Here is a 25,895-nt window from a genome sequence, read left to right on the forward strand (position 1 = left end):
CCAGCGAAGCGGGGCGTTCCCCGTGTGTCAAGCGACTATTTGGAGAATGCCAGGTCGCGCAGCACCAGGGAGATGCCCGGCACGTAGGTGATGACCAACAGGCACGCCAGGATCACCAGCACGAAGGGAATCAGGTGGCCGATGATGCGGTCCAGCGGGATGCGCGCCACCGTGCAGGCCGCGAACAGGTTCACGCCGAAGGGCGGGGTGATCATGCCCAGCGCCAGGTTGACCACCATGATCAGCCCGAAGTGCACCGGGTCGACGCCGAAGTGCATGGCCACCGGCGCCAGGATCGGCGCCAGCACGATGATGGCGGCACTGGTCTCGATGAACATGCCGATCACGAACAACGCGGCGTTCACGCCCAGCAGGAACAGCGTGGGCGATTGCAGCACGGCCTCCAGCCAGCGGCCGATGGCGTCGGGCACGCCGGCGCGCGTGATCAGGAAGGCGAACAGCCCGGCATTGGCGATGATGAACATGATCACGGCCGACGAGATCACCGACTTGCGCAGGATGGGGAACAGGTCGCGCACGCCGATCTCGCGGTACACCACCACGCCGACGATCAACGCATAGACCACCGCCACGGCCGAAGCCTCGGTCGGTGTGAACACGCCGCCGTAGATGCCGCCCAGGATGATCACGGGCATCAGCAGCGCCCAGCCGGCTTGCCAGGTGGCCGGCAGGAACTTCAGGCGGCCTTCGCCGTCGGTCTTGCCCCAGCCCTTCCACTTGCAGTAGAGGTAGACGAACAGCATCAGCGCGCCGCTGATCAGGATGCCGGGGCCGAAGCCGGCGATGAACAGCTCGCCGATGGAGACCTCGGCGCTGACGCCGTACAGGATCAGCGGGATGGACGGCGGGATGATCACGCCCAGCTCGGCGCTGGTGGCCTGCAGTGCGGCCGCGTAGCTGGTCGGGTAGCCGTGCTTGATGAGTGCCGGGATCAGGATGGCGCCGATGGCGAAGGTGGTGGCCACGGAGGAGCCCGACACCGCGGCGAAGATCATGCAGGTCAGCACGCAGGTCATGGGCAGGCCGCCTTGCACGCCGCCGACGATGCTCTTGGCGAACTCGACCAGCCGGCGCGAGATGCCGCCGGTTTCCATGAGGTTGCCGGCCAGGATGAAGAACGGGATGGCGGCCAGCGGAAACTTGTTGATGGCGCCGAACATCTCCTTCACGGAGATCAGCATGTTGGCGTTGGCGACCTGGATGCCGAGCACGGAGGCCAGGCCGATCGAGACGGCGACCGAAATGGTGAGTGCGAAGCACAGCACCATGGTGGAGATCATGACGGTGGTCACGGGGCAGTCCTTGTTGTTTTATTGGGCGGTGTCGAGTTCATTGCGCTGCGGGTCGAGCCAGTTGGCCACGATGCCGAACACGCAGAACAGGCCGCCGACGGGCATGGCCAGGTAGGCCCAGAACATCGACAGGCTCTCCAGCCCGGCCATGGTCTGCACGCGGCCACGCACGGCGTAGTCCCAGCCCCACCAGACGATGACGCCGATCAGCGCCAGTGCTGCCAGCGCCACGAAGGTGTCGAGCACGCGGCGCAGGCGCGGCGGGCTCCAGCGGTACAGCACGTCCACACTGACCATGGCGCCCTGGCGGAACGCGATGGGAATGCCCAGGAAGACCATCCAGATCAGCGCGAAGCGGATCAGCACCTCGGTCCACTCGGCCGGTTGCTCCAGCACGAAGCGGGTCAGGATCTGGAACACGCCGAGCGCGGCCGCCACGACCAGCATGGCGCAGGCGGCGACGAGGGCGGTGAAGGAGGTGGCGCGTTCGACGCGCAGGAACAGTTGTCGCATGGGCAGGCCCGAAGAAAAAGAAATGCCCGCAGACCGCGGGCATGGGGATCAGCGCGCGGCGATCACTGCGTGGCGCGGATCTTGTCGAGCGCGGCCTTGGTGAATTCCTTCTCGAACTGGGCGTTCACGGGCGCCAGCGCTGCCACGAACTTGGCCTTGTCCAGGTTGTCGATCACGGTCATGCCTTTGGCGCGCAGGTCGGCCACGCCCTTGGCATCGTCTTCGTCGACACGTGCGCGGTTGGCCTTGGTGCCTTCCTTGGCGGCATCGACGAAGGCCTGCTTGTCGGCGGCGCTGAGCTTGTCGAACGAGGCCTTGTTCATCACGAAGATGGCGGGCGAGTAGACGTGGCCGGTCAGCGACAGGTGCTTTTGGACTTGCTCGAACTTGGCCGAGATGATGACCGACAGCGGGTTCTCCTGGCCGTCGACGGTGCCCTGCTGCAACGCCGTGAACACCTCGGGGAAGGCCATGGGCGTGGTGATGATGCCGAAGCCCTTGTAGGCGGCGATGTGCACCGGGTTCTCCATGGTGCGCATCTTCAGGCCCTTGAGGTCTTCGGGGGCCTTGATGTCGCGCTTGGAGTTGGTCATGTGGCGAAAGCCGTTCTCGGCCCAGGCCAGCGCCTTGAAGCCCTTGGCATCGAACTTGGCCAGCAGGTCCTGGCCGATCGGGCCGTCCAGCACCGCGCGGGCATGGGCCTTGTCGCGGAACAGGAAGGGCACGTCGAGGATCTTGGTCTCGGGCACGAAGTTGGGGATCGGGCCGCTGGAAGAGAAGGCCAGTTCCTGGGTGCCGAGTTGCACCGCCTCGATCGACTCGCGTTCGCCGCCGAGCGAGCCGTTGTAGAAGGTCTGGACCTTGTAGCGGCCGGCGGTGCGCTTCTCGACTTCCTTGGCGAAGGTGTCGATGGCGATGCCCTGGTGCGAGTTCTGGGCCGTCGAGATGCTGATCTTCATGGTGGTCTGCGCCATGGCGGCGCAGGCCAGGCCCAGACCCAGCGCGAGGCCGGCGGCGATACGGTTGAGTTGCATGGACTCTATCTCCCTGAGGTACAAAAAAGTACGGCGCCATGTGGCGCCGCATTCACGAGCCGCGCGACTATGCCTGAGCAGCGCGCGTTTGTACCTCGGGATTTGTACTACGACTTTTGCTTGCCGGCCGCGATCTGGCGCTGGCGGATCTCACGCCACAGGTCGGCGTTCTTGATGCCCAGCGCGTCCGGGTCGAAGATCGGGTCCTTGCCTTCCTTCTTCTGCTTCTCGTAGTCGCGCAGGCAGGCCAGCGCAGGCTTCTGCAGGATCAGGATGGCGATGATGTTGAGCCAGGCCATCAGGCCAACACCCACGTCGCCCATGTCCCAGGCCAGCCCGGCGCTGCGCACCGCACCGTAGGTGACAGCCACCAGGATGGCGATCTTCAGCACGAAGCTCATCCACGGCCGGTGCACCTTGCGGTTGATGTAGGCGATGTTGGTCTCGGCCATGTAGTAGTAGGCGATGATGGTCGTGAAGGCGAAGAACATCAGCGCGACCGCCACGAAGCTGGCGCCGAAGCCTGGCAGCACCGTCTCGACCGCCGCCTGCGTGTAGCCGGCGCCGGCCTCCATGCCGGGCAGCTTGTTGACCAGCATCGCGCCGTCCGGCCCCTTGACGTTGTACATGCCGGTGGACAGCACCATGAAGGCCGTGGCCGAGCAGACGAACAGCGTGTCGATGTAGACCGAGAAGGCTTGCACGTAACCCTGCTTGGCCGGGTGCGACACCTCGGCGGCGGCGGCCGGGTGCGGGCCGGTGCCCTGGCCGGCTTCGTTCGAATACACGCCGCGCTTGACGCCCCATTCCACCGCCAGGCCCAGCACGGCGCCGAAGCCTGCCTCCAGGCCGAAGGCGCTCTTGAAGATCAGCGCGATCATGCCGGGGATCTGTGCGGAGTTGAGCACCACGATCACCAGTGCCACGAGGATGTAGCCCAGTGCCATGAACGGCACGACGACCTCGGCGAAGCCGGCGATGCGCTTGACGCCGCCGAAGATGATGAAGCCCAACGCGATGACCAGCACGGCGGCGCTGACGGCCGGCGCCACACCCCAGGCGTTGTTGATGGCAGAGGCGATGCTGTTGGACTGCACGCCCGGCAGCAGCAGCCCGGTGGCGATGATGGTGGACACCGCGAAGATCCACGCGTACCACTTCTGGCCCATGGCCTTCTCGATGTAGTAGGCGGGGCCGCCACGGTACTGGCCGTTGTCGTCGACCTCCTTGTAGATCTGGCCCAGCGTGGATTCGATGTAGGCCGTGGAGGCGCCCAGGAAGGCCACCATCCACATCCAGAACACGGCGCCCGGCCCGCCGAAGGTGATGGCCGTGGCCACGCCGGCGATGTTGCCGGTGCCCACGCGGCCCGACAGCGACATGGCCAGTGCCTGGAACGAGGAGACGCCGGCCGGCGATTTCTCTCCCTTGAACATCAGCCTGAGCATTTCCTTGAAGCCGCGCACCTGCATGAAGCGCGTGCGGATCGAGAAATACAGGCCGACGCCCAGGCACAGGTAGATCAGTGCCTTGCTCCAGATGATGGCGTTCAATGTGCTGACGATTTCGGTCACTTGTTGTCCTCCGGTTTGAAGCGTGAACACTAGCAAAGACCGTGCCCTTCCGTGTATACGGATTTGCGCGGAGCCGATACGAAAAAGGCGCCTTGCGGCGCCTTCGAACGGAATCTGCGGTTTCACATGCCCGCGTAGTTCGGCCCGCCACCGCCCTCGGGAGTGACCCAGACGATGTTCTGCGTCGGGTCCTTGATGTCGCAGGTCTTGCAGTGCACGCAGTTCTGCGCGTTGATCTGCAGGCGGTCCTTCTGTGTGGCGTCGTCCTTCACGAACTCGTAGACGCCGGCCGGGCAGTAGCGCGCCTCGGGGCCGGCGTACTTCGCCAGGTTCACGTTGACGGGCACGCTGGGGTCCCTGAGGGTCAGGTGCGCCGGCTGGTGCTCGTTGTGGTTGGTGTTGCTGATGAACACGCTGGAGAGCTTGTCGAACGTCAGCTTGCCGTCTGGCTTGGGGTAGACGATGGGCTTGCACTCGGCCGCCGGCTTGAGCATGGCGTGGTCGGGCTGCGTGCGGTGCAGCGTCCAGGGCATCTTGCCCTTGAGCACGTACTGCTCGAAGCCGTTCATGAGGGTGGCCACCGTGAGCCCCTTCTTGAACCAGTTCTTGAAGTTGCGGTCCTTGTTGAGCTCGGTGTAGAGCCAGCTCTTCTCGAAGGCCTCGGGGTAGGCGCTGAGTTCGTCGTGCTGGCGGCCGGCCTGCACGGCGTCATAGGCGGCTTCGGCCGCCAGCATGCCGGTCTTGATGGCGGCGTGGCTGCCCTTGATGCGGCCGACGTTGAGGTAACCGGCCTCGCAGCCGATCAGCGCGCCGCCCGGGAACACCGTCTTGGGCAGCGACAGCAGGCCGCTGGCGTTGATCGCGCGCGCGCCATAGGCCAGGCGCTTGCCGTGCTTGATGCCATGGGCCTCGTCGCCTTCCAGGTACCAGCGGATGTTCGGGTGCGTCTTCCAGCGCTGCATCTCCTCGAACGGGCTCAGGTAGGGGTTGCTGTAGCCCAGGCCGGTGATGAAGCCGAGTGCGACCTGGTTGTTGTCCAGGTGGTAGAGGAAGGCGCCGCCATAGGTGTTGTTCTCCAGCGGCCAGCCGGCGCTGTGCAGCACCAGGCCGGGCTGGTGGCGCGCGGGATCGATCTCCCAGAGTTCCTTGACGCCCAGGCCGAAGCTCGGTGGGTCGCGGCCTTCGTCGAGCTTGTAGCGCGCGATCAGCTGGCGGCCGAGGTGGCCGCGCGCGCCTTCGGCGAACACGGTGTACTTGCCGTGCAGTTCCATGCCGATCTGGAACTCGTCGGTCGGCTCGCCGTCCTTGCCCACGCCCAGGTTGCCGGTGGCCACGCCCTTGACGGAGCCGTTCTCGTTGTAGAGCACTTCGGCTGCGGCGAAGCCCGGGAAGATCTCCACGCCCAGGGCCTCGGCCTGCTCGGCCAGCCACTTGACGACGAAGCCCAGGCGCACGATGTAGTTGCCGTGGTTCTGGAAGCAGCCCGGCAGCAGGAAGTTGGGCGTGCGCACGCCGCCCTTCTCGGACAGGAACATGAAAGCGTCGTCGGTGACGGGCTGGGTCAGCGGCGCGCCCTTTTCCTTCCAGTCGGGGATCAGCTCGGTCAGTGCGCGCGGGTCCATGATGGCGCCCGACAGGATGTGGGCGCCGGGCTCGGAACCCTTCTCAAGCACCACGACGGAAATGTCGTTGCCTTTCTCTGCCGCCAGTTGCTTCAGGCGGATCGCCGTGGCCAGGCCGCCGGGGCCGCCGCCGACGACGACCACGTCGTATTCCATGGCTTCGCGCGGGCCGTACTTGGCCAGGATCTCTTCGTTCGTCATGTGGGCTGTCTCGTTCGTGGATGGGGGCGCCCGCGCGCGGCCAGCCGCGCGCGGGAAAACCCGGGGATTCTATGCACAGGCCAGCGCGTGCCCGCTCACCTGCGCGACAGTCACAATGGGCGGCATCCCAGCAGTGCATCACAAGAGGCATCCATGGCATACAGCATCGATCTATCGGGCCGCGTGGCCCTGGTCACGGGGGCGTCGAGCGGGCTCGGCATGCAGTTCGCGCAGGTGCTCGCGCGTGCTGGCGCGGCGGTGGTGCTGGCCAGCCGGCGCATGGAGCGGCTCAAGCAGCTGCGCGCACGCATCGAGGGCGAGGGCGGCGACGCGCACGTGGTCGAACTCGACGTGACCGACCTGCACTCCATCCGCGCGGCCGTGGCGCATGCGGAGACGGAAGTCGGCTCCATCGACATCCTGGTCAACAACTCCGGCGTGAGCACCACGCAGCGGCTGCAGGACGTGCAGGAGGACGACTACGACGAGATGTTCGACACCAATGTCAAGGGCTCCTTCTTCGTCGCGCAGGAGGTCGGCAAGCGCATGCTGGCCAGGGCGCGGGGCGCGGCGCCGGGCAGCTGGACGGGCGGGCGGATCATCAACGTGGCCTCGATGGCCGGCATCAAGGCGATGCCGCAGATCGGCGTGTACAGCATGACCAAGGCGGCCGTGGTGCACATGACGCGGGCGATGGCACAGGAGTGGGGGCGCTTCGGCATCAACGTGAACGCGCTGTGCCCGGGCTACATCGACACCGAGCTCAACCACGCGCACTGGCAGACCGAACAGGGCAAGAAGCTGATCCAGACCTTGCCGCGCAAGCGCGTGGGCAAGCCCCAGGACCTGGACGCGCTGATCGTGCTGCTGGCCAGCGACCAGAGCCACTTCGTGAACGGCGCCGTGATCGCGGCCGACGACGGCTTCGCGGCCTGACGCCATGCGGATCGCCATTCCCGAACGCAAGAAGCTGGTCTACGAGACGCGCATCGCCATGCGCTGGGGCGACATGGACGCCATGGGCCACCTCAACAATGCGAACTACTTCCGCTACATCGAGACGGCGCGCGTGGACTGGTTCCAGGCGATGGGCTGCATGGCCAACGGCCGCGGCGCCGGGCCACTGATCGTCAACGCGTTCTGCAACTTCTACGCGCAGCTGCAGTACCCGGGCGAGGTGCTGGTGAAGCTCTACGCCAGCGACCCGGGGCGCACCACCTTCGAGACCTGGGCCACGCTGGCACGCACCGATGCGCCGGACGTGGTCTGCGCCGAGGGCGGCGGCACCACCATGTGGGTGGACTACGAGGTGGGCAAGGCGGCTACGCTGCCGGACTGGCTGCGCGAGACCGTCGCCGGCTGAGCCCTTACTTCTTCGCCTTGGGCACGCGGCCCATCAGGTAGAACTCTGGATTGGGCTGCATGCCGCTGAAGCTGGCCATGCGGTTGGACAGGCCGAAGAAGGCCGTGATGGCGCCGATGTCCCAGGCGTCTTCATCCGTGAAGCCATGCGCGGCCAGTGCGGCGAAGTCGGCGTCGTCGATGGCGTGCGAGCGTTCGCAGACCTTCATCGCGAAGGCCAGCATGGCGTGCTGGCGCGGCGTGATGTCGGCCTTGCGCCAGTTCACCGCCACCTGGTCGGCCACCAGCGGCTTTTTCTCGTAGATGCGCAGCAGCGCACCGTGCGCCACCACGCAGTACAGGCACTGGTTGGCCGCGCTGGTGGTGGTGACGATCATCTCGCGGTCGCCCTTGCTCAAAGGGCTGCTGCGGCCCACGCTCTCAGGGTCCATCAGCGCGTCGTGGTAGGCGAAGAAGGCGCGCCACTCGGCCGGCCGGCGCGCCAGCGCGAGGAACACGTTGGGGATGAAGCCGGCCTTCTCCTGCACTTCCAGGATCTTGGCGCGCAGGTCGTCGGGCAGCTGGTCGAGGTCGGGCAACGGGTAGCGCTGGGGCATGGGTGGTCTCCTTGGTCGGGAGCGGTTGTACCACCCGCGCCGGTCGGGCCGCGCTTCAGCCCGGCAACGGCGGCGCCGGTGGCGCGCCGCTGTCGAGCACCGCCAGGTCGCTCTCGTCCTTGAGTTCCACGCCGCTGAGCCCGCGGCGCAGCGACTCGCGCACCAGCCAGGCCAGCTTGAACGCCGCCGCCGCATAGGACAGGCCCTGCGGGCGCACGTTGGAGATGCAGTTGCGCTGGGCGTCGTGGCGCCCGCGGCGGGGGCCATGCGTGAGATAGATGCCCAGGCTGTCGGGCGAGGACAGGCCGGGGCGTTCACCGATCAGCATGGCGGACAGGCGCGCCCCGAAGGCCTCGCCGATCTCATCGGCGAGCGCAACGCGCGCCTGCGTGGCGATGACCACCGGCGCCAGCCGCAGTCCGGCCGGCAGCTGCGGGCGCAGGGCCGCGAGCAACGGCAGCGCATGGCGCGCCACGGCCAGGGAGGACAGGCCGTCGCCGACCACGAGGCACAGGTCGCAGCCGCCCGCCGCCTCGGCGCGCAGGCGCTGGGCGTCGCCGGCGTCCAGCTGGCGGCCGAGGTCTGGGCGGCGCAGGTAGGTGGCGCGGTCGGGCGCGCCGCTGCGCACGGTGCGGCTGTCCCAGCCGCCGGCCTGCAGGTCGCGCTCCAGCGCCCCGGTGTCGAGCGCGGCATGGATGGCATCGCGCGCCATGGCATGCGCCCAGCCGAAGCGCAGCGTCTCGTCCGTGGGCATGCCCTGGCCCGCCCGGCCCAGCGCGAGGCGCGCGGGCGTGGCGGCGCGCCAGTCCTGCCAGGGATCGTCGGTCACGGCAGGCGCGGGCGCACTCATGCCTGTGCCTCCAGCGCGGCCAGGCCGCCCATGCCCTGCAGCAAGCGGTTGGCAGCACCGGGCAAGAGCCGCCCGTCGCCGTCCGCCAGCTGCATGCGCGCGAGCCAGGCCTCGAACTCGGGCGCGCGTTTCAGGCCCATGGTCTCGCGCACGAATAGCGCGTCGTGGAACGAGGTGCTCTGGTAGTTCAGCATCACATCGTCGGCGCCGGGCACGCCGATGACGAAGTTCACCCCGGCCGCGGCCAGCAGCACCAGCAGCGTGTCCATGTCGTCCTGGTCGGCCTCGGCATGGTTGGTGTAGCAGACGTCCACGCCCAGTGGCAGGCCCAGCAGCTTGCCGCAGAAGTGGTCTTCCAGGCCGGCGCGGATGATCTGCTTGCCGTCGTACAGGTATTCCGGGCCGATGAAGCCGACCACGGTGTTGACCAGCAGCGGCCGGTAGCGGCGGGCCAGCGCATAGGCGCGCGCCTCGCAGGTCTGCTGGTCCACGCCGTGGTGGGCGCCGGCAGACAGCGCGCTGCCCTGGCCGGTCTCGAAGTACATGACGTTGTCGCCCAGCGTGCCGCGGCCCAGTGCGCGCGCGGCGGCGCAGGCTTCGTCCAGCAGTTCGGGCGTGACGCCGAAGGACTGGTTGGCCTTCTCGGTGCCGGCGATGGACTGGAACACGAGGTCGACCGGCGCGCCGGCCTCCATGAGCCGCAGCGTGTTGGTCACATGCGTGAGCACGCAGCTTTGCGTGGGGATCTGGAAGCGGGCGATGACCTCGTCCAGCAGGTGCAGCAGGCGCCCCAGCACCGGCAGGCTGTCAGAGGCCGGGTTCAGGCCGATCACCGCATCGCCCGCGCCGTAGAGCAGGCCGTCCAACGTCGAAGCCGCCACACCGCGCAGGTCGTCCGTGGGATGGTTGGGCTGCAGCCGCACGGCCAGCCGGCCCGGCAGGCCGATGGTGTTGCGAAAGCGGGTGACGACGCGGCACTTGCGCGCCACGGCGATCAGGTCCTGGTTGCGCATGAGCTTGGAGACCGCCGCCACCATCTCGGGCGTGAGGCCGGGCGCCAGGGCGGCCAGGGTCTCGCCGTCTGCGCCATCGCAGAGCAGCCAGTTGCGCAGTTCGCCCACCGTGAGCGAGGCCACCGGCGCGAACGCAGTGGCGTCGTGCTGGTCGATGATGAGCCGGGTGATGTTGTCGTCTTCGTAGGGAACCAGTGCCTCGTTCAGGAACTGCGTGAGCGGCGTGTCGGCCAGCACATGGCGCGCTGCCATGCGCTGCTGGGCCGTGGCCGCGCCGATGCCGGCCAGGTAGTCGCCCGAGCGCGCCGGGCTGGCGCAGGCCAGCACCTGGCGCAGGTCGTCGAAGGCGAAGACCTGTTGGGCCAGCGTGGTGCGGTAGCGCATGTCAGTCGGTTCCTGAGAGCAGCTTATCGTGCGCAGCCGCAGCGCGTTGGTCGGCCGTCAGCCGGAAGTAGGCGTAGGCCAAGGCCATCAGCACGCAGAACAGCACCGTCAACAGGGTGTTGAACCAGACCATGGCGCCCAGGCAGACCAGGCCCAGCCCGAGCGCGATGGCCGGGAACACGGGATAGAACGGCGCACGGTAGGGCCGGTGCAGGTGCGGCTCGCTGGCGCGCAACTTGAACAGCGCGGCCATGGAGACGAGGTACATGACGATGGCGCCGAGCACGGCCATGGTGACGATGTTGGCCGTCAGCGTCTGGCCGCCGAAGCTGATCCACTCGTCGCTGAAGATGGCCGCCACACCGACCACGCCGCCGGCCACGAGCGCACGGTGCGGCGTGTCGAAACGCGGGCTCAGCGCGGCGAAGTAGCGCGGCAGGTAGCCGGCGCGGGCCAGCGCGAAGATCTGGCGGGAGTAGCCCATGATGATGCCGTGGAACGAGGCGATGAGCCCGAACAGCCCGATCCACACCATCATGTGCAGCCAGCCGCTGGAGGCACCCACCACGGCCTTCATGGCCTGCGGCAGCGGGTCGTTGATGTTGGCAAGCGTGCGCCAGTCGCCCACGCCGCCTGCGAACACCATCACGCCGAAAGCCAGTACGACCAGCGTGACGATGCCCGTGGTGTAGGCCATGGGGATGGTGCGGTGCGGATCGCGCGCCTCCTCGGCCGCCATGGCCGCGCCCTCGATGGCCAGGAAGAACCAGATCGCGAACGGGATCGAGGCGAAGATGCCGGCCACGGCCTTGCCGTCCAGCACGCTGCCACCGGCCCAGCCGTTGGCGACGAAGTTGGCCATGGACCAGCCCGGCGCCACCACGCCCATGAACACCAGAAGTTCGAAGATCGCCAGCAGCGTGACGAACAGCTCGAAGGTGGCGGCGATGCTGACGCCCACCCAGTTCAGCGCGATGAAGACCACGTAGGCGCCCAGCGCGATCATCTTGGGATCGATGCCTGGGAACTGCACATTGAGGTAGGCGCCGATGGCCAGCGCGATGGCCGGCGGCGCGAACACGAACTCCACCAGCGTGGCGAAGCCGGCGATGAAGCCGCCCGTGGGCCCGAATGCGCGCCGCGCATACGCGAAAGGGCCGCCGGCATGCGGGATCGCCGTGGACAGTTCGGTGAAGCTGAAGATGAAGGTGGTGTACATGGCTGCGACCAGCACCGTGGCCACCAGGAAGCCCAGTGTGCCGGCGGTGTTCCAGCCGTAGCTCCAGCCGAAGTACTCGCCCGAGATGACCAGGCCCACGGCGATGCCCCACAGCTGCAGCGGCCCCAGGACCTTCTTGAGATGGCCCGAGGTGGGGGCGGCGGCGGAGGAGGGGATGGCGCTCATCGCAGTGGGGCTCGACGTGGAGCAGGTGAGGAGGATGGACCGATTGCACCCGTGCCGCCGGGCCGCCGCTATCCGCTTTCGGAAAATCTGCGCCCCGCGGTCGCAGCAGCGGGCGGCTGGCGTGGCATCGGTCTTGCGTCTACCCTTGCATGGATGCCTGGGAGAAGCGCGGATGACAAGCCGACCCGCCATGGGCGCCGCCTACAGCGTGCGCCGCAGCGCCGACGTGGACGAGCACGCCGGCCATCTGTCCTCCTGGCGCCAGGAGTACGACCAGTTGTCGTGCGGCCACTTCACCGGGATGGTGCGCGAGCTCTGGCTGCACGCCCCGCGGCTGCAGGTGTTCCACGAGTTCACGGACCAGCAGACCAGCCAGCGCTGCCGGCCGTGGCCGGGCTCCGTGTGGTTCGGCATCCCCGATGGTCTGGGCGAAGGGGAAGGCCTGCTGCACTTTTGCGGGCGGCTGCAGCCCGGCGAGCGCCCGCGCACCCTCATGGCCGCGCGGGCCGACGCCGGCTTTGCCCTGCGCACGCCGCAGCGCTTCGGCATCTATGGCGTGGTGCTGGAGGAAGCCTGGCTCGCCGCGCGCTGCGACGCCTTGGGCCTGACGCCACTGCTGCAGGGGCGGGCCGAAGTCTGTGCGGGCGCGCTCTCGCCGCACCGGCATGCGGCGCTGTGCCAGACCATCGAATCCATGCTGGCGCTTGGGGCCAGCGACGAGGCGGCCCAGCCCTGGGGGCTGCGCGCCATGCACGTGCTGGCCGGCCAGCTGCTGCGGCTCCTGGCCCAGTGCTGTGACGACGCCGCATGGCAGGGCCCACCGGCCAGTGCGCAGCGGCGCCTGGCCGAGGTCATGGCCGCGCGCGACATGGCGGCCGAACCGTTCAACCACATGCTGTCGGTGGAGGACCTGTGCGCGCGGCTGCACCTCACGCCGCGCACGCTGCACAACCACTTCCTCGGCACCGTGGGCGTCTCACCGGCGGACTTCCTGCGCTCCGTGCGGCTCAACGCCTGCCGGCGGCGGCTGCGCGGCACGGCCGCCGAGCAGCTGCACGTGCAGGATGTGGCCGCGCAGTGGGGCTTCTTCCACATGGGCCGCTTTGCCCAGGCCTACAAGGAGCTCTTCGGCGAGCTGCCCTCGCAGACGCTGCGCCTGTCGCGCCGGGCCGCGCCGCTCAGCGCGTGACGAGCCGGTGCACCAGCTCGGCCGTGGAGCCCGCACCGTACTTGCGCATCACGCGCGCACGGTAGATCTCCACCGTGCGGTGGCTGATGCCCAGCACGCGGCCGATCTCCTTGGCCGTGAGGCCCTGCATGACCTGGGCTGCGATCTCGCGCTCGCGCGGCGTGAGGCTGGCGTGCACGCTGCGGCGCGCGCTCAGGTCCTCGAAGCTCCAGATGCCGGCAGCGTGCGGCGCAGTGCGGTCGAAGGCGCGGCCCGTGACATGGCACCAGAAGGCCTCGCCCTTCAGGCGGCCATCCACGCGCCGCATGATGCGGTCGTCGGCGTAGTGGCCCTTGGCGTTCATGATGGGCGTGATGCGCTCACCGGTGCGCTCGTACTCGTCGGCGCTGGGGTAGAGCACGCGGAACGACTGGCCGACGAGCTGCTCGCGCGCGGCGCCGAACATCTCGCACAGATGCCGGTTGCAGTCCACAATCGTCCGCTCGCGCGACACCACCAAGCCGATGGGCGCCAGATCGAATGCCAGCCGGTAGTCGATGTCCATCGGGATTCTCATTAGGAAAAACTACGTACTCCGCTACGTAGTATCGTTCCGCGGTCCGAACCCATAGGAGGCACCCTTGAACAAAATCTATCCTTCCGCCGAGGCGGCGCTGAAGGGCATCGTCCAGGACGGCCAGCTGCTGGCCGTGGGCGGCTTCGGCCTGTGCGGCATCCCCGAGGCGCTGATCGAGGCGCTCAAGGATTCCGGCGTGAAGAACCTGACCGTGATCTCCAACAACGCGGGTGTCGACGGCTTCGGCCTGGGCAAGCTGCTGGAGACGCGCCAGATCAAGAAGATGATCGCCAGCTACGTGGGCGAGAACAAGGAGTTCGAGCGCCAGTACCTGGCCGGCGAGCTGGAGCTGGAGTTCACGCCCCAGGGCACGCTGGCCGAGAAGCTGCGCGCCGGCGGCGCCGGCATCCCGGCTTTCTTCACCAAGACCGGTGTCGGCACCCTGGTGGCCGAGGGCAAGGAGCTGCGCGAGTTCGACGGCGAGACCTATGTGATGGAGCGCGCGCTGCTGCCCGAGGTCGCGCTGGTCAAGGCCTACGCGGCCGACAAGTCCGGCAACCTGCAGTTCCGCCGCACGGCGCGCAACTTCAACCCGGCCGCCGCGATGGCCGGCAAGATCTGCGTGGTCGAGGTCGAGAAGATCGTCGAGACCGGCGAGATGGACCCGGACGCCGTGCACCTGCCCGGCATCTACGTGCACCGCATCGTGCTCAATGCCACGCCCGAGAAGCGCATCGAGAAGCGCACGCTGCGCGCCGCCGTGCCCGTGGACGCAGCCGCCGCAAAAGTCGAAGCCCAGGCCGTGATCGCCCAGGCCGCGGCCGTGGACGAGGTGCCGGTGCCCAAGGTGCCTGTCAACAAGCAAGCAGGAGTCTGAACATGCCCTGGACCCAAGACCAGATGGCCGCGCGTGCGGCGCAAGAACTGGAAGACGGCTTCTACGTGAACCTCGGGATCGGCATCCCGACCCTGGTGGCCAACTTCGTCCCGGCCGACAAGGAAGTCTGGCTGCAGAGCGAGAACGGCATGATGGGCATCGGCCCGTTCCCGACCGAGGACGAGGTCGACGCCGACCTCATCAACGCCGGCAAGCAAACCGTCACCACGCTGCCGGGCACCTCGATCTTCGGCAGCCACGAGAGCTTCGCGATGATCCGCGCCGGCAAGATCAACCTGTCCATCCTGGGCGCGATGCAGGTCAGCGCCGAAGGCGACCTGGCCAACTGGATGATTCCGGGCAAGATGGTCAAGGGCATGGGCGGCGCCATGGACCTGGTGGCCGGGGTGAAGCGCGTGATCGTGCTGATGGAGCACGTCGCGAAGAAGAAGGACGGCACCGAGGACCTCAAGATCCTGCCCAAGTGCACCCTGCCGCTGACCGGCGTGGGCGTGGTAGACCGCATCATCACCGACTTGGCCGTCATGGACGTGACGCCCGGGGGCCTGAAGGTCGTGGAGATGGCGCCTGGCGTCACGCGCGAAGCGCTGCAGGCCAAGACCGGCGTCCAACTCATCTGAGCTTGTTCACCGAGGCGATCGCCGCCTTCGCGCCGCGGCTGCCGCTGGCCGTGGCCTACAGCGGCGGCGCCGATTCATCGGCGCTGCTGCGCGCCTGCGCAGCCCGCTGGCCCGGCCAGGTGCACGCCGTGCATGTGCACCACGGCCTGCAGGCCGCTGCCGACGGTTTCGAGACCCACTGCAAAGACACCTGCGCCGCGCTCGGCGTGCCGCTGGCCGTGGCGCGTGTGCAGGCGCGCCATGCGCGCGGCCAGAGCCCCGAAGACGCTGCCAGGCGTGCGCGTTACGCAGCGATTGCCGAGGTCGCGGCGCGCAGCTGGGGCGAGGGCGGGCCGCGCGACGTGGCGTTGGCCCAGCATGCGGACGACCAGGTCGAGACCATTTTGCTCGCGCTGTCGCGTGGTGCCGGCCTGCCGGGCCTGGCGGCCATGCCGGCCCAGTGGGAGTGGGGCGGCCTGCGCTTTCACCGGCCGCTGCTGCGCGTGCCGGGCGCAGAACTGCGCACCTGGCTTGCTGAACAGGGCGCAGCCTGGGTCGAAGACCCCAGCAATGCCGACCCTGCCTACCTGCGCAACGGCATCCGCGCCGAACTGCTGCCGGTGCTGCAACGGCTGTTTCCGGCCTTTCGCAGTACCTTCGCGCGCAGCGCCGCGCACGCGGGCGAGGCGCAGGAGCTGCTGCGCGGCCTCGCCGAGCAAGACCTGCGGGCCACCGGCATCCCCCCCGCCATCGCAGCGCTGCAGGCGCTGCCGCGCGCGCGCCAGGCCAATGCGCTGCGCCACTGGCTGGCCGAGGCCCACGCAACGGCCCCGAGTGCGGTGCAACTGGCCGAACTGCTGGACCAGATCGACGCCTGCCGCACCCGTGGCCACCGCCTGCACCTGAAGGTCGGGGCCGGTTTCGTGCGGCGCAGTGGCGCGTTGCTCGATTGGTACAATCCCGCGCTTTCGAGTTGACACACTGCAGGGGCGTCGCCGGCCGACAGCCGAGCCCGGACAGGGCGCCTCCCACCACTATCCATGGCACTCATCGTTCATAAATACGGCGGCACGTCGATGGGCTCGACCGAGCGCATCCGCAACGTCGCCAAGCGCGTGGCCAAGTGGGCCCGCGCCGGCCACCAGATGGTGGTGGTTCCCAGCGCCATGAGCGGGGAGACCAACCGGCTGCTGGGCCTGGCCAAGGAGCTGGCGCCGGCCAAGCCTGCCGAGGCCTATCACCGCGAACTCGACATGCTGGCCGCCACCGGCGAGCAGGCCTCCTCCGCGTTGCTGGCGATTGCGCTGCAATCCGAAGGCGTGCAGTCGGTCAGCTACGCTGGCTGGCAGGTGCCGATCCGCACCAACAACGCGTACACCAAGGCCCGCATCGAGTCCATCGATGACGACCGTGTGCGCGCCGACCTCCAGTCCGGCAAGGTCGTCATCGTGACGGGCTTCCAGGGCGTGGACGAGGACGACAACATCACCACGCTGGGCCGTGGCGGCAGCGACACCTCGGCCGTGGCCGTGGCCGCGGCGCTGAAGGCCCAGGAGTGCCTGATCTACACCGACGTGGACGGCGTCTACACCACCGACCCGCGCGTGGTGCCCGAGGCCCGCCGCCTGCAGACCGTCAGCTTCGAGGAGATGCTGGAGATGGCCTCCATGGGCTCCAAGGTGCTGCAGATCCGCTCGGTGGAATTCGCCGGCAAGTACAAGGTGCCGCTGCGCGTGCTGTCCAGCTTCACGCCCTGGGACATCGACCTGGACGAGGAAGCCAAGTCGGGCACGCTGATCACTTTCGAGGAAGACGAGCAAATGGAACAAGCCATCGTGTCGGGCATCGCGTTCAACCGCGACGAAGCCAAGATCTCCGTCCTGGGTGTGCCGGACAAGCCGGGCATCGCCTACCAGATCCTGGGCGCCGTGGCCGACGCCAACATCGAGGTCGACGTCATCATCCAGAACGTCAGCAAGGACGGCAGGACCGACTTCAGCTTCACGGTCCACCGCAACGACTATGCGAAGACGATCGACCTGCTGAAGGAAAAGGTCCTGCCCGGCCTGGGCGTGCAGGAAGTCGTGGGCGACGCCAAGATCTGCAAGGTGAGCATCGTGGGCATCGGCATGCGCAGCCACGTGGGCGTGGCCAGCAAGATGTTCCGCTGCCTGTCGGAAGAGGGCATCAACATCCAGATGATCTCCACCAGCGAGATCAAGACCTCGGTCGTGCTCGACGAGAAGTACATGGAACTCGCGGTGCGCGCATTGCACCGGGTTTTCGATCTGGACCAGCCCGCAGCGGCCTGATTCGCATTAAATCCGTGCCATAATGGCCGGGTTTTCCAGGAAACGTGACCGAGTGGCCGAAGGTGCTCCCCTGCTAAGGGAGTATGGGGTGTAGAGCCTCATCGAGGGTTCGAATCCCTCCGTTTCCGCCAAACAGCAAGCAAAAACGGGCCTTCGGGCCCGTTTTTCATTTCTACCCACCATTGCGCCCCCCATTCGAAGAGCCGGCGTCTTGATGTTCTGCGCGTCGAACAAGATCCGGGTCGCCTGCTCCAGTTGGTGGACGTGGTCCTGGGTGAGGTGGGCGTGCAAACCGATCCCTAAATATCCGGGCTTCCAGCCGCCCGTCGCGCTGAAGCGTTGCGCAAGGAGCTTGGCGATCTGAGTCGCGCTGGCACGATACAGGACGCAGACCGGCTCACAGGCTGATTAGGCTGGAGGACCAGGTGCTGGGGCTGCAGAAGGGAGTGCGACAGCGAAGCCGGTGCGCCATGCCATCGCGCTTCAAGCTGCGCTCTTGCTCGTCGATGTTGGCCACACCCCCGGTCAGCTCCTTTACCTCAACTGGCCACAGAAAGTCGTCGTCGATGGATTGGGTGCCGTCATCGTTGCTTCAGTGGTCTCCAGGCCGGCCCATCGACGCGGCGCGGATCTCCACCGCACGGCGCAGTCAGGTAAGGTTGCCTTTGGACGCGTATCGCTTGTGATCGTCTGAGCCTGGCCGGGTCGGCGCAGTGTTGCTAGGCACATAGGTTTGCCTCATCGCGCTGTTTACGTAGGTTCTTGCCACGACAGCTGTAGCCGGATTGGGCGCAACTTCAGGGATGCTTGCGGTGCGATCGTTCATGCAGGAGCCTTTGCGATGTATGTTCTCCAGGGTACACCAGGGGAACGACAGTATCGAAAGGCCGCCTTAGCCGACCGCCGCAAGCACTCTCGGATTGAGCATAGGCAGTGCTGTCAATCGGCGCCCCCGCAAATTAATCTTTTTGCGTCTGTTCCCGGGCGGCCGTGGCGCGCAGCTCGCTCACTGCGTCTTCAAGACCGGGCACCAGCTCCAGGCTTTGCAACGCAAGGAGCAGGATCTGCGTATTGAGCACTTGTCTGCATGCATGGCCAGCAGATGGCCGATCAGATCGCTGCCCAACTGCTGGAGCTTATCGTTCAAATCGGCATCTGCCACGACAGCGCGGCATTGCTCCAGACAAGCTCGGGTGCCCGGTGTAAGCATGGGCCGGACTATAGGCGCCCGAGGGGGTTTTTGTCAGGTGGCCTAGACGGTTTCAGTCGGCCCGTCGCGTGTCACGCGTCGGTGTCGCGAGCTTCGTCCGCAGCTGCTGCACTGCAACGGTGAGCCGGCGAGTCAGCTCAGGTGGCACCGATCGGCCCGCATTCGCGCACGCCCGGACCTCTGCCGTTGCTTCGTTGACCCGCCGAACTGCTGTATCCAGTTCCTCAGCTTCCTTGTCCATTCAACCATCCTGGCGCCTGCCAGCTGATCGGGATGTAAGAGCGCATGCCCTGAGAGCTGTCAGTCGAACAACTGCGTTGACGAGCCAACCCTGTGGCTTTCTCACAAACGCTGGCCGTGCAGCGAGGAACGCTTTGCAGGTGGCTGCAGTAGACGGCAACGCCGGCTGGACTGCTCTATCGGTGCACGACGATGTAGCTCAGCTGCGCCTGCGGCGTCCAGATGAGACGCAAGCGAACTCCGGTCGGCTTCATGCGCAGCGTCAGCACGTAGTCGATCTCTACGTCCAGGGGTTCTCTGCTGGTCGCCGCGTCTGCAAATCGCTGAGCGACCAAGTAATTGTTCATGCACGGGGCGACGCTTTCGAACACGTGTTTGCCCAACACGCGTTCGCGCGACAGGCCCGCAGCCGCTGATTCCGGGTGGTTGTAGACGCGCACCATGCCTTCCTGATCGAAGCCGATGACACCGACGTCGAGGTGATCCACCTCAGCGTTTTCTAGCAGGTGGACTGCTTGATCGGTGTCCGAGGGCAGGCGGCCATGGCACGCAGCTTGGTCGTAGTTATGGTCCATATGGCCATAGGGCAATCGGGGTGCCAACCCTTCACCGCCGAGGAAAACGTACCGACCTTTCGTCGGCGCCTCTCAACCTGACCCTGTACTACCAGCCTGCGGAAGTCACCTTTCTCGACAGCCTCTGCTGCACCAGTGACCAATCCCTTGGCATGCGAGAGCAATGGATGTCGGCGGTTTCCGAGGCGATCGGCCGTTTGGGCCATAGACTTCTGTCTAGGGTTGTGGGGGCGCTACATATTGCGCTCTGGCGCCGTCACCGCGCTGGCGGCTGGTGTAGCGGCGCCAAGCTTGCAAACCATTCGGCGTAAGGCGTGTTCTTGACCAACATCCGGTTGTAGTCAGGCGAGCCATCGGCCCACCACACGGGGCCTCGTTCGCCGAGGCCGCGTTTCGCATCCTCGACCTGCTGGCGTGCGGCGGCTCGGCCGTGGTCTGGAGCACCTCGGCGCAACGCCCGGCGCGCCTCCATCAGCTTCTTCACGAGCGCTTCTCGCCGGTCCGCGCCAAGCCCTGGATCGGACGCTCGCCACAGGCGTCCTCGCACGACCAGGTAGCGCCCGTCAGGCGTCCTGGGTGCGACGCCAGTGGCCTGTTCCATACGGCCTCACAGCATTTGGATGGTCTCCCCCGGGGATGGCCGCTTTACCGCGCGCCGTCTCTTCGCGCGACGGTCCGGCCAGGGATTCACGCACTTGCTGCTCATGCTCCGTTGCGGCCGCCCCCGGTCTCCAAGGGGGGATTTTCAGCAACTGGCGTGCCCAACAACGCGCCGGCACATCCTGAACGCAGTCGGCATGAATACAGCGACGCCGACGCGGCCGAGCAGGATGGACTCGGTTCCGCTCGGACTGCACGCAGACCAGCATCCGCAATCCAAACAAGAACCGTCGCAGTAGCGCTTGCGGCATTCTGCATGTCTTGGTCGCTGCCCGACGCGTCATCGGCGCAGCGTCCCACGCCCGCGCGCTTAGGGCCCACCAGACTCCACACCTCACCACACAAAGGCTTCCATGAGCATTCTCAGCAACATCTTCGGAAAACTCTTTCCCTCATCGCACGCCGCAAACGCCCCAGCGCCGTCGGCCCCTTCTGCCCCCGCCGCGCCGGCCTCCCTCGGTACTGCTCCTGGAGCGACGACTGCGGCACCCGCGCAGGCACCTTCGACTGCGCAACCCCTGTCTGAAGTCGATGTCGGACAGATGCTGGACGGCATGGCCGCGGCGTCCAGCGAAAAGCTGAACTGGAAGACGTCCATTGTCGATCTGCTCAAGCTGCTGCAACTGGACAGCTCGCTGGCGGCGCGCAAGGATTTGGCGAAGGAGCTGCACTACACGGGTGATACCAACGATTCCGCAGCCATGAACATCTGGCTGCATCGGCAGGTCATGAACAAGGTGGCAGCCAATGGCGGCAAAGTGCCAGCCGACCTCAAGGACTGAGCTCGCCGAAAGGCTGAACTCATCTACTTGACTGCATCAGGTGCTGTTCCACCGCGTCGGCGCTGGTCCCGACCGCTTTGACGGCTTCCTTCAGCTTCTCGGGTGTTACGTTGAACTTCGTCGCCCAGCCGCGCAGTTCGTAGTCTTCGTTGACGTTGATGCGCTGCCGATCTGTTCCACCGGCCTTGGTCTTGTCGTCTGCCATGTTTGCTCGCTTCATGGTGTTCGCGGAACATCCCGCCCCACTAGAGTGGCTGTGGCGTGCACCTCGCGACACCGGCGTAGCGCCCAATTGGCTGCAGAAAAGAACCGACGGAAGGCCGTCGGCCAAAATGCCGACAGCAGGCGCGTGTTGCCGCTGACATCGTGCCGACCTGACGAGAGAGATCTTGCTGGCGCGCCTATGCCTGAAACGACCCTGATGGCCTCGTCCGGTTCTTTGTGCTCGAGGCACTGGGCGCTTCCGGCCGAGGGGGTCCCTGGGCACTACAGCGACGGACAGCTGTCGCCGAGTTGTCTCTGCAAGTCGTGACATCCTGCTTCCCGCGCCATGCGTGTTGCCACTTGGAACATCAACAACGTTATCAAGCGGCTGGACCTCCTGCTTGGCTGGCTTGAGCGTGCCCAGCCAGATGTCGTCGCGCTCCAGGAACTGAAGACGCCCACGGCCGCCTTCCCGACCAGGGCGCTGGCGGATGCGGGCTATCAGAGTCTCGTGGTAGGCCAGCGCACGTGGAACGGCGTGGCACTCCTGGCTCGAGGCCAAGAGCCGTTGCCGGTCGTGACCTCTCTGCCGGGGGACGCGAAAGACAAGGAAGCGCGTTACGTGGAGGCCGCCATCAACGGTGTGCTGTTCGCCTGCCTGTACCTGCCCAACGGCAATCCGCAACCGGGCCCCAAGTTCGACTACAAGCTGCGCTGGTTCGAGCGAATGCGCCAGCGGGCAGATGTGCTGTGGAGTTCGGGCCAGCCCGTCGTGCTCATGGGGGACTGGAACGTGGTGCCTACGGACGCCGACATCTACAAGCCCGACACCTGGCGCGACAACGCGCTGTTGCAGCCCGAACCGCGTGAAGCCTATGCCGCGATCCTTTCCCAGGGCTGGACCGACGCACTGCGGGCCGTCAATCCCAAAAAGAAGTTCTTCACGTTCTGGGACTACCGCCGCAAGCGCTGGGAGCGCGATGCGGGCCTGCGCATCGACCACATTCTGGTCAGCGCATCGCTGCAGGTCGTCGATGCCGGTGTGGACCGCGAGGAGCGTGGGCAGGAGGGCGCCAGCGACCATGCGCCGGTGTGGGCCGAAGTCCGTGCCGCCGCGGCCAAACGTGCGAGGCGCTTCACTGCCAAACCAGTGCGGCCCCAAGTCAACGAGCCGCCCAGCCGGGCCGCGGGCAAGCCAAAGGCGCCGGCAGCAGAAGCCTCGGCCAGCCAGCCGCTCGCACGCTACAACGCCAAGCGCGATTTCACGAAGACCGCCGAACCGACTGGCGCGCTGCCGCCGAGCACCGCGAAACGCGACCAGGGCCTGGTGTTCGTCATCCAGAAGCACTGGGCTTCCCGGCTGCACTACGACGTGCGGCTCGAACTCGATGGCGTGATGGTCTCCTGGGCCGTCCCCAAAGGTCCCTCATTCGACCCTGCCCGCAAGCAGATGGCCATCCACGTCGAGGACCACCCCATCGACTACAACACCTTTGAGGGTGCCATACCCAAGGGTGAGTACGGCGGTGGCAAGGTCATCGTCTGGGACCAGGGCACCTGGGAGCCGGTGGGCGATCCGCGCGAGGCGCTGGCCAAGGGCAAGCTGATGCTGCACTTCCATGGACAGAAGCTGGCCGGCCTGTGGGAGTTCGTCCGCATCTCCAAGCCTGGCGCCAAGAAGCAGGACCAGTGGATATTCTTCAAGAAGCGCGGCGACGCCTGGGCCCGGCCCAGCACCGAGTACGACGTCATCGCAGCGCTGCCGGACAGTGTGGTGGCGCAGCCGCTGGGGCTGGCCGAAGAGCGCGAGCCACACCGGGTTCGCGCAGCACCGCCTGTCGCCACTGCAGCTGACTTGCAGCAGGCGCGTAAAGCCCCTCTGCCGGCAAAGTTGGTGCCGCAGCTGGCGACCCTGGTCTCCTCGGTACCCTCTGGCAAGTGGGTGGTCGAGTCCAAGTTCGATGGATACCGCCTGCTGGCGAGGATCAACGGCAGTGAGGTTCGGCTCTTCACACGCAACGGCCACGACTGGACCGACAAGCTCGCCCCCATCGCACAAGCCATCGCGGAGTTCGGGCTTGAGAGCGCGTGGCTGGACGGTGAAATCGTGGTCCTGAACGATGCCGGCCTGCCGGACTTCAACCGCCTGCAGAACGCCATTGACAACGCGCGCACCCGGGACATCGAGATGTTCGTCTTCGATGCCCCCTACCTGGGCGGCATGGACCTGCGCGAGGTGCCGTTGGCCAGCCGCCGCGCGGCGCTCAAGCAGTTGTTCGAAGAACGCGGGGAAGGCATCGTCCGATTCAGCCAGTCGTTCGACGTGATGCCCGGCCAGCTGCTGGACGCCGCCTGCCAGATGGGTATGGAAGGTGTCATGGTCAAACGCGCGGACGCGCCCTACACCGCGGGCCGGTCCGAGGCCTGGCTCAAGCTCAAGTGCCAGCACCGCCAGGAGTTCGTGGTGGTCGGCTTCACCGAGCGTGCTGGCGCCAGCAAGGAGGTGGGCAGCCTGCTGCTCGGCTACCACGAGGGACCGGAGCTGCGCTTTGCGGGCTCGGTCGGAACAGGATGGGGGTCGGCAACTGCCCGAGAGCTGAAGGCAATGCTGACCAAGCTGCTGGTCAAGCAGCCGGCCGTTGCTCCGGAGGATGCGAAGCCGGGGCGGTGGTCGAAGCGCGCTGCTGGCTCGGAGCGCTGGGTGCAACCGACGGTGGTCGTGGAGGTGGCGTTTTCCGAGTGGACACCCGACCGGCGGGTGCGCCATGCCGTGTTCCGCGGCGTGCGCACGGACAAGCCGGCGGCCCTCATCGTGCGCGAGCGCGCAAAGGCCATGGGCAGTGGCGTTCCGGCGAAGACGGCGCCGAAGACCCCCGGCTTGAAGGTAACCAACCCCGAACGTGTCATCGACGCATCCACCGGGCTGCGCAAGGTCGACCTGGTGCGCTACTACGAAAGCGTGGCCGAATGGATGCTGCCGCATCCGAAGGGACGGCCAACGTCACTGGTACGCGGCCCGACCGGCGTCACTGGCGAACTGTTCTTTCAGAAGCACGACGACAAGTTGTCCATCCCACACGTTCGCAACCTTCCCGCAGACCTTTGGCCAGGGCACGCGGAACTGCTGGAAGTGCCGAATGCGCAGGCGCTCGTCGCCTGCGCCCAGATGAACGTCATCGAATTCCACACATGGAACTCGCTTGCGAAGAACATCGACAGGCCGGACCGCATCGTGTTCGATTTGGACCCTGGCGAAGGGGCGCCTTGGCAGCACGTCCAGGAAGCCGCGGTGCTCGTCCGGTCGATGCTGGAACAGCTCGGGCTCGAATGCTGGCTGAAGACTTCCGGAGGCAAAGGGCTGCATGTCGTCGTTCCCCTGGCCCCGCGGCTGGACTACGACACGGTCAAGGACTTCTCGCAATCGGTGGTGCAGCACCTGGCGCGCACCATCCCTTCGCGCTTCGTGGCCAAGAGCGGCCCGAAGAACCGGGTCGGCAAGCTCTTCGTGGATTACCTGCGCAATGGCCACGGGGCCACCACCGCGACGGCGTTCTCGGCGCGCTCACGACCGGGCTTGGGTGTTTCCATGCCCATTGCATGGGAGCAGCTGGGGGAGCTGAAAAGCGGTGCGCAATGGACCATCGCGACGGCGCGCGAGTACCTCAGTTTCCAGCAGGCCGATCCGTGGTCAGGCTATTGGAAGAAGCGCCAATCCCTGACGGCCGCCATGCGTCTCTTGGCTGGGGCTACGAGCTGACCGACACCGGGTGCCAATGTTCCAGTGAAGGTCAGTTCGCGAGTTCGATTCCGTGCCGACGCATGACTGCGACCAGTTGCTCTTTGTCCGGTGGGCCACCGCTGCCCAACACGCCGGCCACATCTTCGAAGTAAGCCGGCCCGATGTTGGCCGGCGAGAACACCACCAGCGCCCGGGCCGGCACGTCACCCGGATTGGAGAAGTGGTGCACGCTGCCGCGCGGCGAGAAGCAGTGGTCGCCGGCCTGTAGCACGCGGACCTCGCCGTCCACCCGGTAGGTGAGGCAACCTTCAAGCACACGGATGGTTTCGTCGACGTCGGCGTGGCGATGCGGCGGCGGAACATTGGCTTGAGGCTGAACGATCATCTCTGCCATTGCCATGTGGCCCTCAGTGTCCTCACCGTCGACCAGAAACTGCATCGACAACGAGCCGATGGGTATGAGCGAGCGTGAAGAGCGCATTGCGTGGACTCGTGGACTTGAAGTAAAGTCACTTTACCTTATGGTCAAAGTGCGTCAAGCCCCTGCTTCTCAGTTTCCCGACGACGCCAGACCTCACGATCCTCTCATCGGTGCAAGACTGCGCTACCTGTTAACAGCGGTGGAGGCCCGGATCGAGCAGGCACTCTGGGATGCTGGCTTCGATGACCTCCACCGAGCCCATTTCAAGGTATTTCGGTTTCCTCCCCCAGAGAACGAGCGGCCGGTCGACCTGGCAAGCCGCGCGGGGATGACCAAACAGGCCATGAACTACCTGCTCGCACAACTCGAGCAGCAGGGCTACCTCCATCGGGCACCTGCCGCAGTTGGGCTGTCCAAGCGAATATCGGTGACCGAGAAAGGCTGGCAGGTGGTGCGCGTTCAGCGCGCGACAGTACGTGCCATCGAAAGCGACTGGAGCGCCGTCGTCGGCAAGGAGAGGTTTGCAGCGTTCTACGAAGTGTTGAGCGAGCTGGCCGATACGCACCGCGTAGACGTGAGGCCTGCCCCCCGCGCAAAACAAGGTGACGTAAGCAACTGAGGTCTCCTTCCGGGCAAGTTTTGA

General features: G+C 66.6%; 26 protein-coding genes and 1 tRNA gene. 12 read left to right on the plus strand and 15 right to left on the minus strand.

The genetic code is table 11. The features are described from left to right. Positions 1-35: 35 nt before the first annotated feature. From DES41_RS21670 to DES41_RS21690, 5 genes are all read right to left on the minus strand, one after another. Positions 36-1,313, minus strand: coding sequence for a TRAP transporter large permease (locus DES41_RS21670; RefSeq protein ID WP_114469745.1), 1,278 nt, complete (start codon positions 1,311-1,313; stop codon positions 36-38). An 18-nt stretch (positions 1,314-1,331) separates the two neighbouring features. After that, a complete protein-coding gene (locus DES41_RS21675; protein WP_114469746.1) occupies positions 1,332-1,826 on the minus strand; it encodes a TRAP transporter small permease in 495 nt (164 codons plus the stop codon). 62 nt (positions 1,827-1,888) lie between these two features. Further along, positions 1,889-2,860: a TRAP transporter substrate-binding protein gene (locus tag DES41_RS21680; protein WP_114469747.1), complete on the minus strand. Its 972-nt coding sequence runs from the start codon at positions 2,858-2,860 to the stop codon at positions 1,889-1,891. A 107-nt stretch (positions 2,861-2,967) separates the two neighbouring features. Next, the gene (locus tag DES41_RS21685) at positions 2,968-4,434 is read right to left on the minus strand and encodes an alanine/glycine:cation symporter family protein (protein WP_114469748.1); all 1,467 of its coding nucleotides are present in this window, start codon (positions 4,432-4,434) and stop codon (positions 2,968-2,970) included. A 122-nt stretch (positions 4,435-4,556) separates the two neighbouring features. Beyond that, on the minus strand, positions 4,557-6,257 hold the full coding sequence (locus DES41_RS21690) for an electron transfer flavoprotein-ubiquinone oxidoreductase (protein WP_114469749.1): 1,701 nt from the start codon (positions 6,255-6,257) through the stop codon (positions 4,557-4,559). Between the two features lie 153 nt (positions 6,258-6,410). Between DES41_RS21690 and DES41_RS21695 the strand changes: the two genes are divergently transcribed. Both DES41_RS21695 and DES41_RS21700 read left to right on the plus strand, forming a co-directional pair. Next, positions 6,411-7,193 carry an SDR family oxidoreductase gene (locus DES41_RS21695; protein ID WP_114469750.1) on the plus strand — a complete coding sequence of 261 codons (783 nt, stop codon included), beginning with the start codon at positions 6,411-6,413 and terminating at the stop codon, positions 7,191-7,193. Positions 7,194-7,197: 4 nt separating this feature from the next. Continuing rightward, positions 7,198-7,620, plus strand: coding sequence for an acyl-CoA thioesterase (locus tag DES41_RS21700; protein ID WP_114469751.1), 423 nt, complete (start codon positions 7,198-7,200; stop codon positions 7,618-7,620). A gap of 4 nt (positions 7,621-7,624) precedes the next feature. On the opposite strand, the gene DES41_RS21705 is transcribed toward DES41_RS21700, so the two are convergent. From DES41_RS21705 to eat, 4 genes are read right to left on the minus strand one after another with little or no spacing between them, the layout of a single operon-like run. Beyond that, complete coding sequence (locus tag DES41_RS21705) at positions 7,625-8,215, minus strand: peroxidase-related enzyme (protein ID WP_114469752.1); 591 nt, start codon at positions 8,213-8,215, stop codon at positions 7,625-7,627. A 55-nt stretch (positions 8,216-8,270) separates the two neighbouring features. Then, positions 8,271-9,065 carry an ethanolamine ammonia-lyase subunit EutC gene (gene eutC, locus DES41_RS21710; RefSeq protein ID WP_114469753.1) on the minus strand — a complete coding sequence of 265 codons (795 nt, stop codon included), beginning with the start codon at positions 9,063-9,065 and terminating at the stop codon, positions 8,271-8,273. Then, positions 9,062-10,462 (minus strand): ethanolamine ammonia-lyase subunit EutB, encoded by a 1,401-nt coding sequence (locus tag DES41_RS21715; RefSeq protein WP_114469754.1) that lies wholly within the window; start codon positions 10,460-10,462, stop codon positions 9,062-9,064. Before DES41_RS21715 ends, eutC begins: the two co-directional genes overlap by 4 nt. A gap of 1 nt (position 10,463) precedes the next feature. Further along, positions 10,464-11,867 (minus strand): ethanolamine permease, encoded by a 1,404-nt coding sequence (gene eat / locus DES41_RS21720; protein ID WP_114469755.1) that lies wholly within the window; start codon positions 11,865-11,867, stop codon positions 10,464-10,466. Positions 11,868-12,039: 172 nt separating this feature from the next. Between eat and DES41_RS21725 the strand changes: the two genes are divergently transcribed. Continuing rightward, positions 12,040-13,056: a helix-turn-helix domain-containing protein gene (locus DES41_RS21725; protein WP_211333044.1), complete on the plus strand. Its 1,017-nt coding sequence runs from the start codon at positions 12,040-12,042 to the stop codon at positions 13,054-13,056. Here DES41_RS21725 and DES41_RS21730 read toward each other — a convergent pair. Beyond that, complete coding sequence (locus tag DES41_RS21730) at positions 13,046-13,600, minus strand: PAS and helix-turn-helix domain-containing protein (protein ID WP_114469756.1); 555 nt, start codon at positions 13,598-13,600, stop codon at positions 13,046-13,048. The genes DES41_RS21725 and DES41_RS21730 overlap by 11 nt on opposite strands. Before the next feature lie 76 nt (positions 13,601-13,676). Between DES41_RS21730 and DES41_RS21735 the strand changes: the two genes are divergently transcribed. From DES41_RS21735 to DES41_RS38810, 6 genes are all read left to right on the plus strand, one after another. Next, the gene (locus tag DES41_RS21735) at positions 13,677-14,489 is read left to right on the plus strand and encodes a CoA transferase subunit A (protein ID WP_114469757.1); all 813 of its coding nucleotides are present in this window, start codon (positions 13,677-13,679) and stop codon (positions 14,487-14,489) included. Positions 14,490-14,491: 2 nt separating this feature from the next. Continuing rightward, positions 14,492-15,130: a CoA transferase subunit B gene (locus DES41_RS21740; protein ID WP_114469758.1), complete on the plus strand. Its 639-nt coding sequence runs from the start codon at positions 14,492-14,494 to the stop codon at positions 15,128-15,130. A 2-nt stretch (positions 15,131-15,132) separates the two neighbouring features. After that, a complete protein-coding gene (gene tilS / locus DES41_RS21745) occupies positions 15,133-16,086 on the plus strand; it encodes a tRNA lysidine(34) synthetase TilS (protein WP_425466380.1) in 954 nt (317 codons plus the stop codon). Positions 16,087-16,149: 63 nt separating this feature from the next. Then, positions 16,150-17,421 (plus strand): aspartate kinase, encoded by a 1,272-nt coding sequence (locus DES41_RS21750; RefSeq protein WP_114469759.1) that lies wholly within the window; start codon positions 16,150-16,152, stop codon positions 17,419-17,421. Positions 17,422-17,459: 38 nt separating this feature from the next. Next, positions 17,460-17,552: transfer RNA gene (locus DES41_RS21755), tRNA-Ser, on the plus strand. A 332-nt stretch (positions 17,553-17,884) separates the two neighbouring features. After that, positions 17,885-18,115 carry a hypothetical protein gene (locus tag DES41_RS38810; RefSeq protein ID WP_211333045.1) on the plus strand — a complete coding sequence of 77 codons (231 nt, stop codon included), beginning with the start codon at positions 17,885-17,887 and terminating at the stop codon, positions 18,113-18,115. 568 nt (positions 18,116-18,683) lie between these two features. Here DES41_RS38810 and DES41_RS37895 read toward each other — a convergent pair. The 3 genes from DES41_RS37895 to DES41_RS21765 all read right to left on the minus strand — a co-directional run bounded on the left by DES41_RS37895 (position 18,684) and on the right by DES41_RS21765 (position 19,930). Next, positions 18,684-18,872, minus strand: coding sequence for a hypothetical protein (locus DES41_RS37895; RefSeq protein ID WP_147282916.1), 189 nt, complete (start codon positions 18,870-18,872; stop codon positions 18,684-18,686). Between the two features lie 175 nt (positions 18,873-19,047). Then, positions 19,048-19,446, minus strand: coding sequence for a PAS domain-containing protein (locus DES41_RS21760; RefSeq protein WP_114469760.1), 399 nt, complete (start codon positions 19,444-19,446; stop codon positions 19,048-19,050). 256 nt (positions 19,447-19,702) lie between these two features. Continuing rightward, positions 19,703-19,930: a hypothetical protein gene (locus DES41_RS21765; protein WP_245965814.1), complete on the minus strand. Its 228-nt coding sequence runs from the start codon at positions 19,928-19,930 to the stop codon at positions 19,703-19,705. 529 nt (positions 19,931-20,459) lie between these two features. Here DES41_RS21765 and DES41_RS21770 point away from each other — a divergent pair. Beyond that, positions 20,460-20,888: a DUF3597 domain-containing protein gene (locus tag DES41_RS21770; protein ID WP_114469762.1), complete on the plus strand. Its 429-nt coding sequence runs from the start codon at positions 20,460-20,462 to the stop codon at positions 20,886-20,888. Between the two features lie 19 nt (positions 20,889-20,907). Here the strand turns inward: DES41_RS21770 and DES41_RS21775 are convergent, their stop codons facing one another. Further along, positions 20,908-21,093: a DUF3606 domain-containing protein gene (locus DES41_RS21775; RefSeq protein WP_114469763.1), complete on the minus strand. Its 186-nt coding sequence runs from the start codon at positions 21,091-21,093 to the stop codon at positions 20,908-20,910. Between the two features lie 345 nt (positions 21,094-21,438). Between DES41_RS21775 and ligD the strand changes: the two genes are divergently transcribed. Beyond that, positions 21,439-24,849, plus strand: coding sequence for a DNA ligase D (gene ligD, locus DES41_RS21780; protein WP_114469764.1), 3,411 nt, complete (start codon positions 21,439-21,441; stop codon positions 24,847-24,849). Between the two features lie 31 nt (positions 24,850-24,880). On the opposite strand, the gene DES41_RS21785 is transcribed toward ligD, so the two are convergent. Continuing rightward, on the minus strand, positions 24,881-25,270 hold the full coding sequence (locus DES41_RS21785; RefSeq protein WP_245965815.1) for a cupin domain-containing protein: 390 nt from the start codon (positions 25,268-25,270) through the stop codon (positions 24,881-24,883). Positions 25,271-25,289: 19 nt separating this feature from the next. Here DES41_RS21785 and DES41_RS21790 point away from each other — a divergent pair, with 19 nt between their 5' ends. Beyond that, on the plus strand, positions 25,290-25,871 hold the full coding sequence (locus tag DES41_RS21790; protein WP_147282917.1) for a MarR family winged helix-turn-helix transcriptional regulator: 582 nt from the start codon (positions 25,290-25,292) through the stop codon (positions 25,869-25,871). Positions 25,872-25,895: the final 24 nt, after the last annotated feature.

The sequence above is a fragment of the Pseudorhodoferax soli genome (genome assembly GCF_003337555.1).
GTDB classification, from domain to species: Bacteria; Pseudomonadota; Gammaproteobacteria; order Burkholderiales; family Burkholderiaceae_C; genus Pseudorhodoferax; species Pseudorhodoferax soli.

Excerpts from the sequence above, each read along its gene's own strand:
- DES41_RS21675 (WP_114469746.1), bottom strand. The coding sequence starts at position 1,826 with ATGCGACAACTGTTCCTGCGCGTCGAACGCGCCACCTCCTTCACCGCC.
- DES41_RS21680 (WP_114469747.1), bottom strand. The coding sequence starts at position 2,860 with ATGCAACTCAACCGTATCGCCGCCGGCCTCGCGCTGGGTCTGGGCCTG.
- DES41_RS21690 (WP_114469749.1), bottom strand. The coding sequence starts at position 6,257 with ATGACGAACGAAGAGATCCTGGCCAAGTACGGCCCGCGCGAAGCCATG.
- DES41_RS21695 (WP_114469750.1), top strand. The coding sequence starts at position 6,411 with ATGGCATACAGCATCGATCTATCGGGCCGCGTGGCCCTGGTCACGGGG.
- DES41_RS21700 (WP_114469751.1), top strand. The coding sequence starts at position 7,198 with ATGCGGATCGCCATTCCCGAACGCAAGAAGCTGGTCTACGAGACGCGC.
- DES41_RS21705 (WP_114469752.1), bottom strand. The coding sequence starts at position 8,215 with ATGCCCCAGCGCTACCCGTTGCCCGACCTCGACCAGCTGCCCGACGAC.
- eutC (WP_114469753.1), bottom strand. The coding sequence starts at position 9,065 with ATGAGTGCGCCCGCGCCTGCCGTGACCGACGATCCCTGGCAGGACTGG.
- DES41_RS21715 (WP_114469754.1), bottom strand. The coding sequence starts at position 10,462 with ATGCGCTACCGCACCACGCTGGCCCAACAGGTCTTCGCCTTCGACGAC.
- eat (WP_114469755.1), bottom strand. The coding sequence starts at position 11,867 with ATGAGCGCCATCCCCTCCTCCGCCGCCGCCCCCACCTCGGGCCATCTC.
- DES41_RS21725 (WP_211333044.1), top strand. The coding sequence starts at position 12,040 with ATGACAAGCCGACCCGCCATGGGCGCCGCCTACAGCGTGCGCCGCAGC.
- DES41_RS21730 (WP_114469756.1), bottom strand. The coding sequence starts at position 13,600 with ATGGACATCGACTACCGGCTGGCATTCGATCTGGCGCCCATCGGCTTG.
- DES41_RS21740 (WP_114469758.1), top strand. The coding sequence starts at position 14,492 with ATGCCCTGGACCCAAGACCAGATGGCCGCGCGTGCGGCGCAAGAACTG.
- DES41_RS21750 (WP_114469759.1), top strand. The coding sequence starts at position 16,150 with ATGGCACTCATCGTTCATAAATACGGCGGCACGTCGATGGGCTCGACC.
- DES41_RS37895 (WP_147282916.1), bottom strand. The coding sequence starts at position 18,872 with ATGGACAAGGAAGCTGAGGAACTGGATACAGCAGTTCGGCGGGTCAAC.
- DES41_RS21760 (WP_114469760.1), bottom strand. The coding sequence starts at position 19,446 with ATGGACCATAACTACGACCAAGCTGCGTGCCATGGCCGCCTGCCCTCG.
- DES41_RS21770 (WP_114469762.1), top strand. The coding sequence starts at position 20,460 with ATGAGCATTCTCAGCAACATCTTCGGAAAACTCTTTCCCTCATCGCAC.
- DES41_RS21775 (WP_114469763.1), bottom strand. The coding sequence starts at position 21,093 with ATGGCAGACGACAAGACCAAGGCCGGTGGAACAGATCGGCAGCGCATC.
- ligD (WP_114469764.1), top strand. The coding sequence starts at position 21,439 with ATGCGTGTTGCCACTTGGAACATCAACAACGTTATCAAGCGGCTGGAC.
- DES41_RS21785 (WP_245965815.1), bottom strand. The coding sequence starts at position 25,270 with ATGCAGTTTCTGGTCGACGGTGAGGACACTGAGGGCCACATGGCAATG.
- DES41_RS21790 (WP_147282917.1), top strand. The coding sequence starts at position 25,290 with ATGAGCGAGCGTGAAGAGCGCATTGCGTGGACTCGTGGACTTGAAGTA.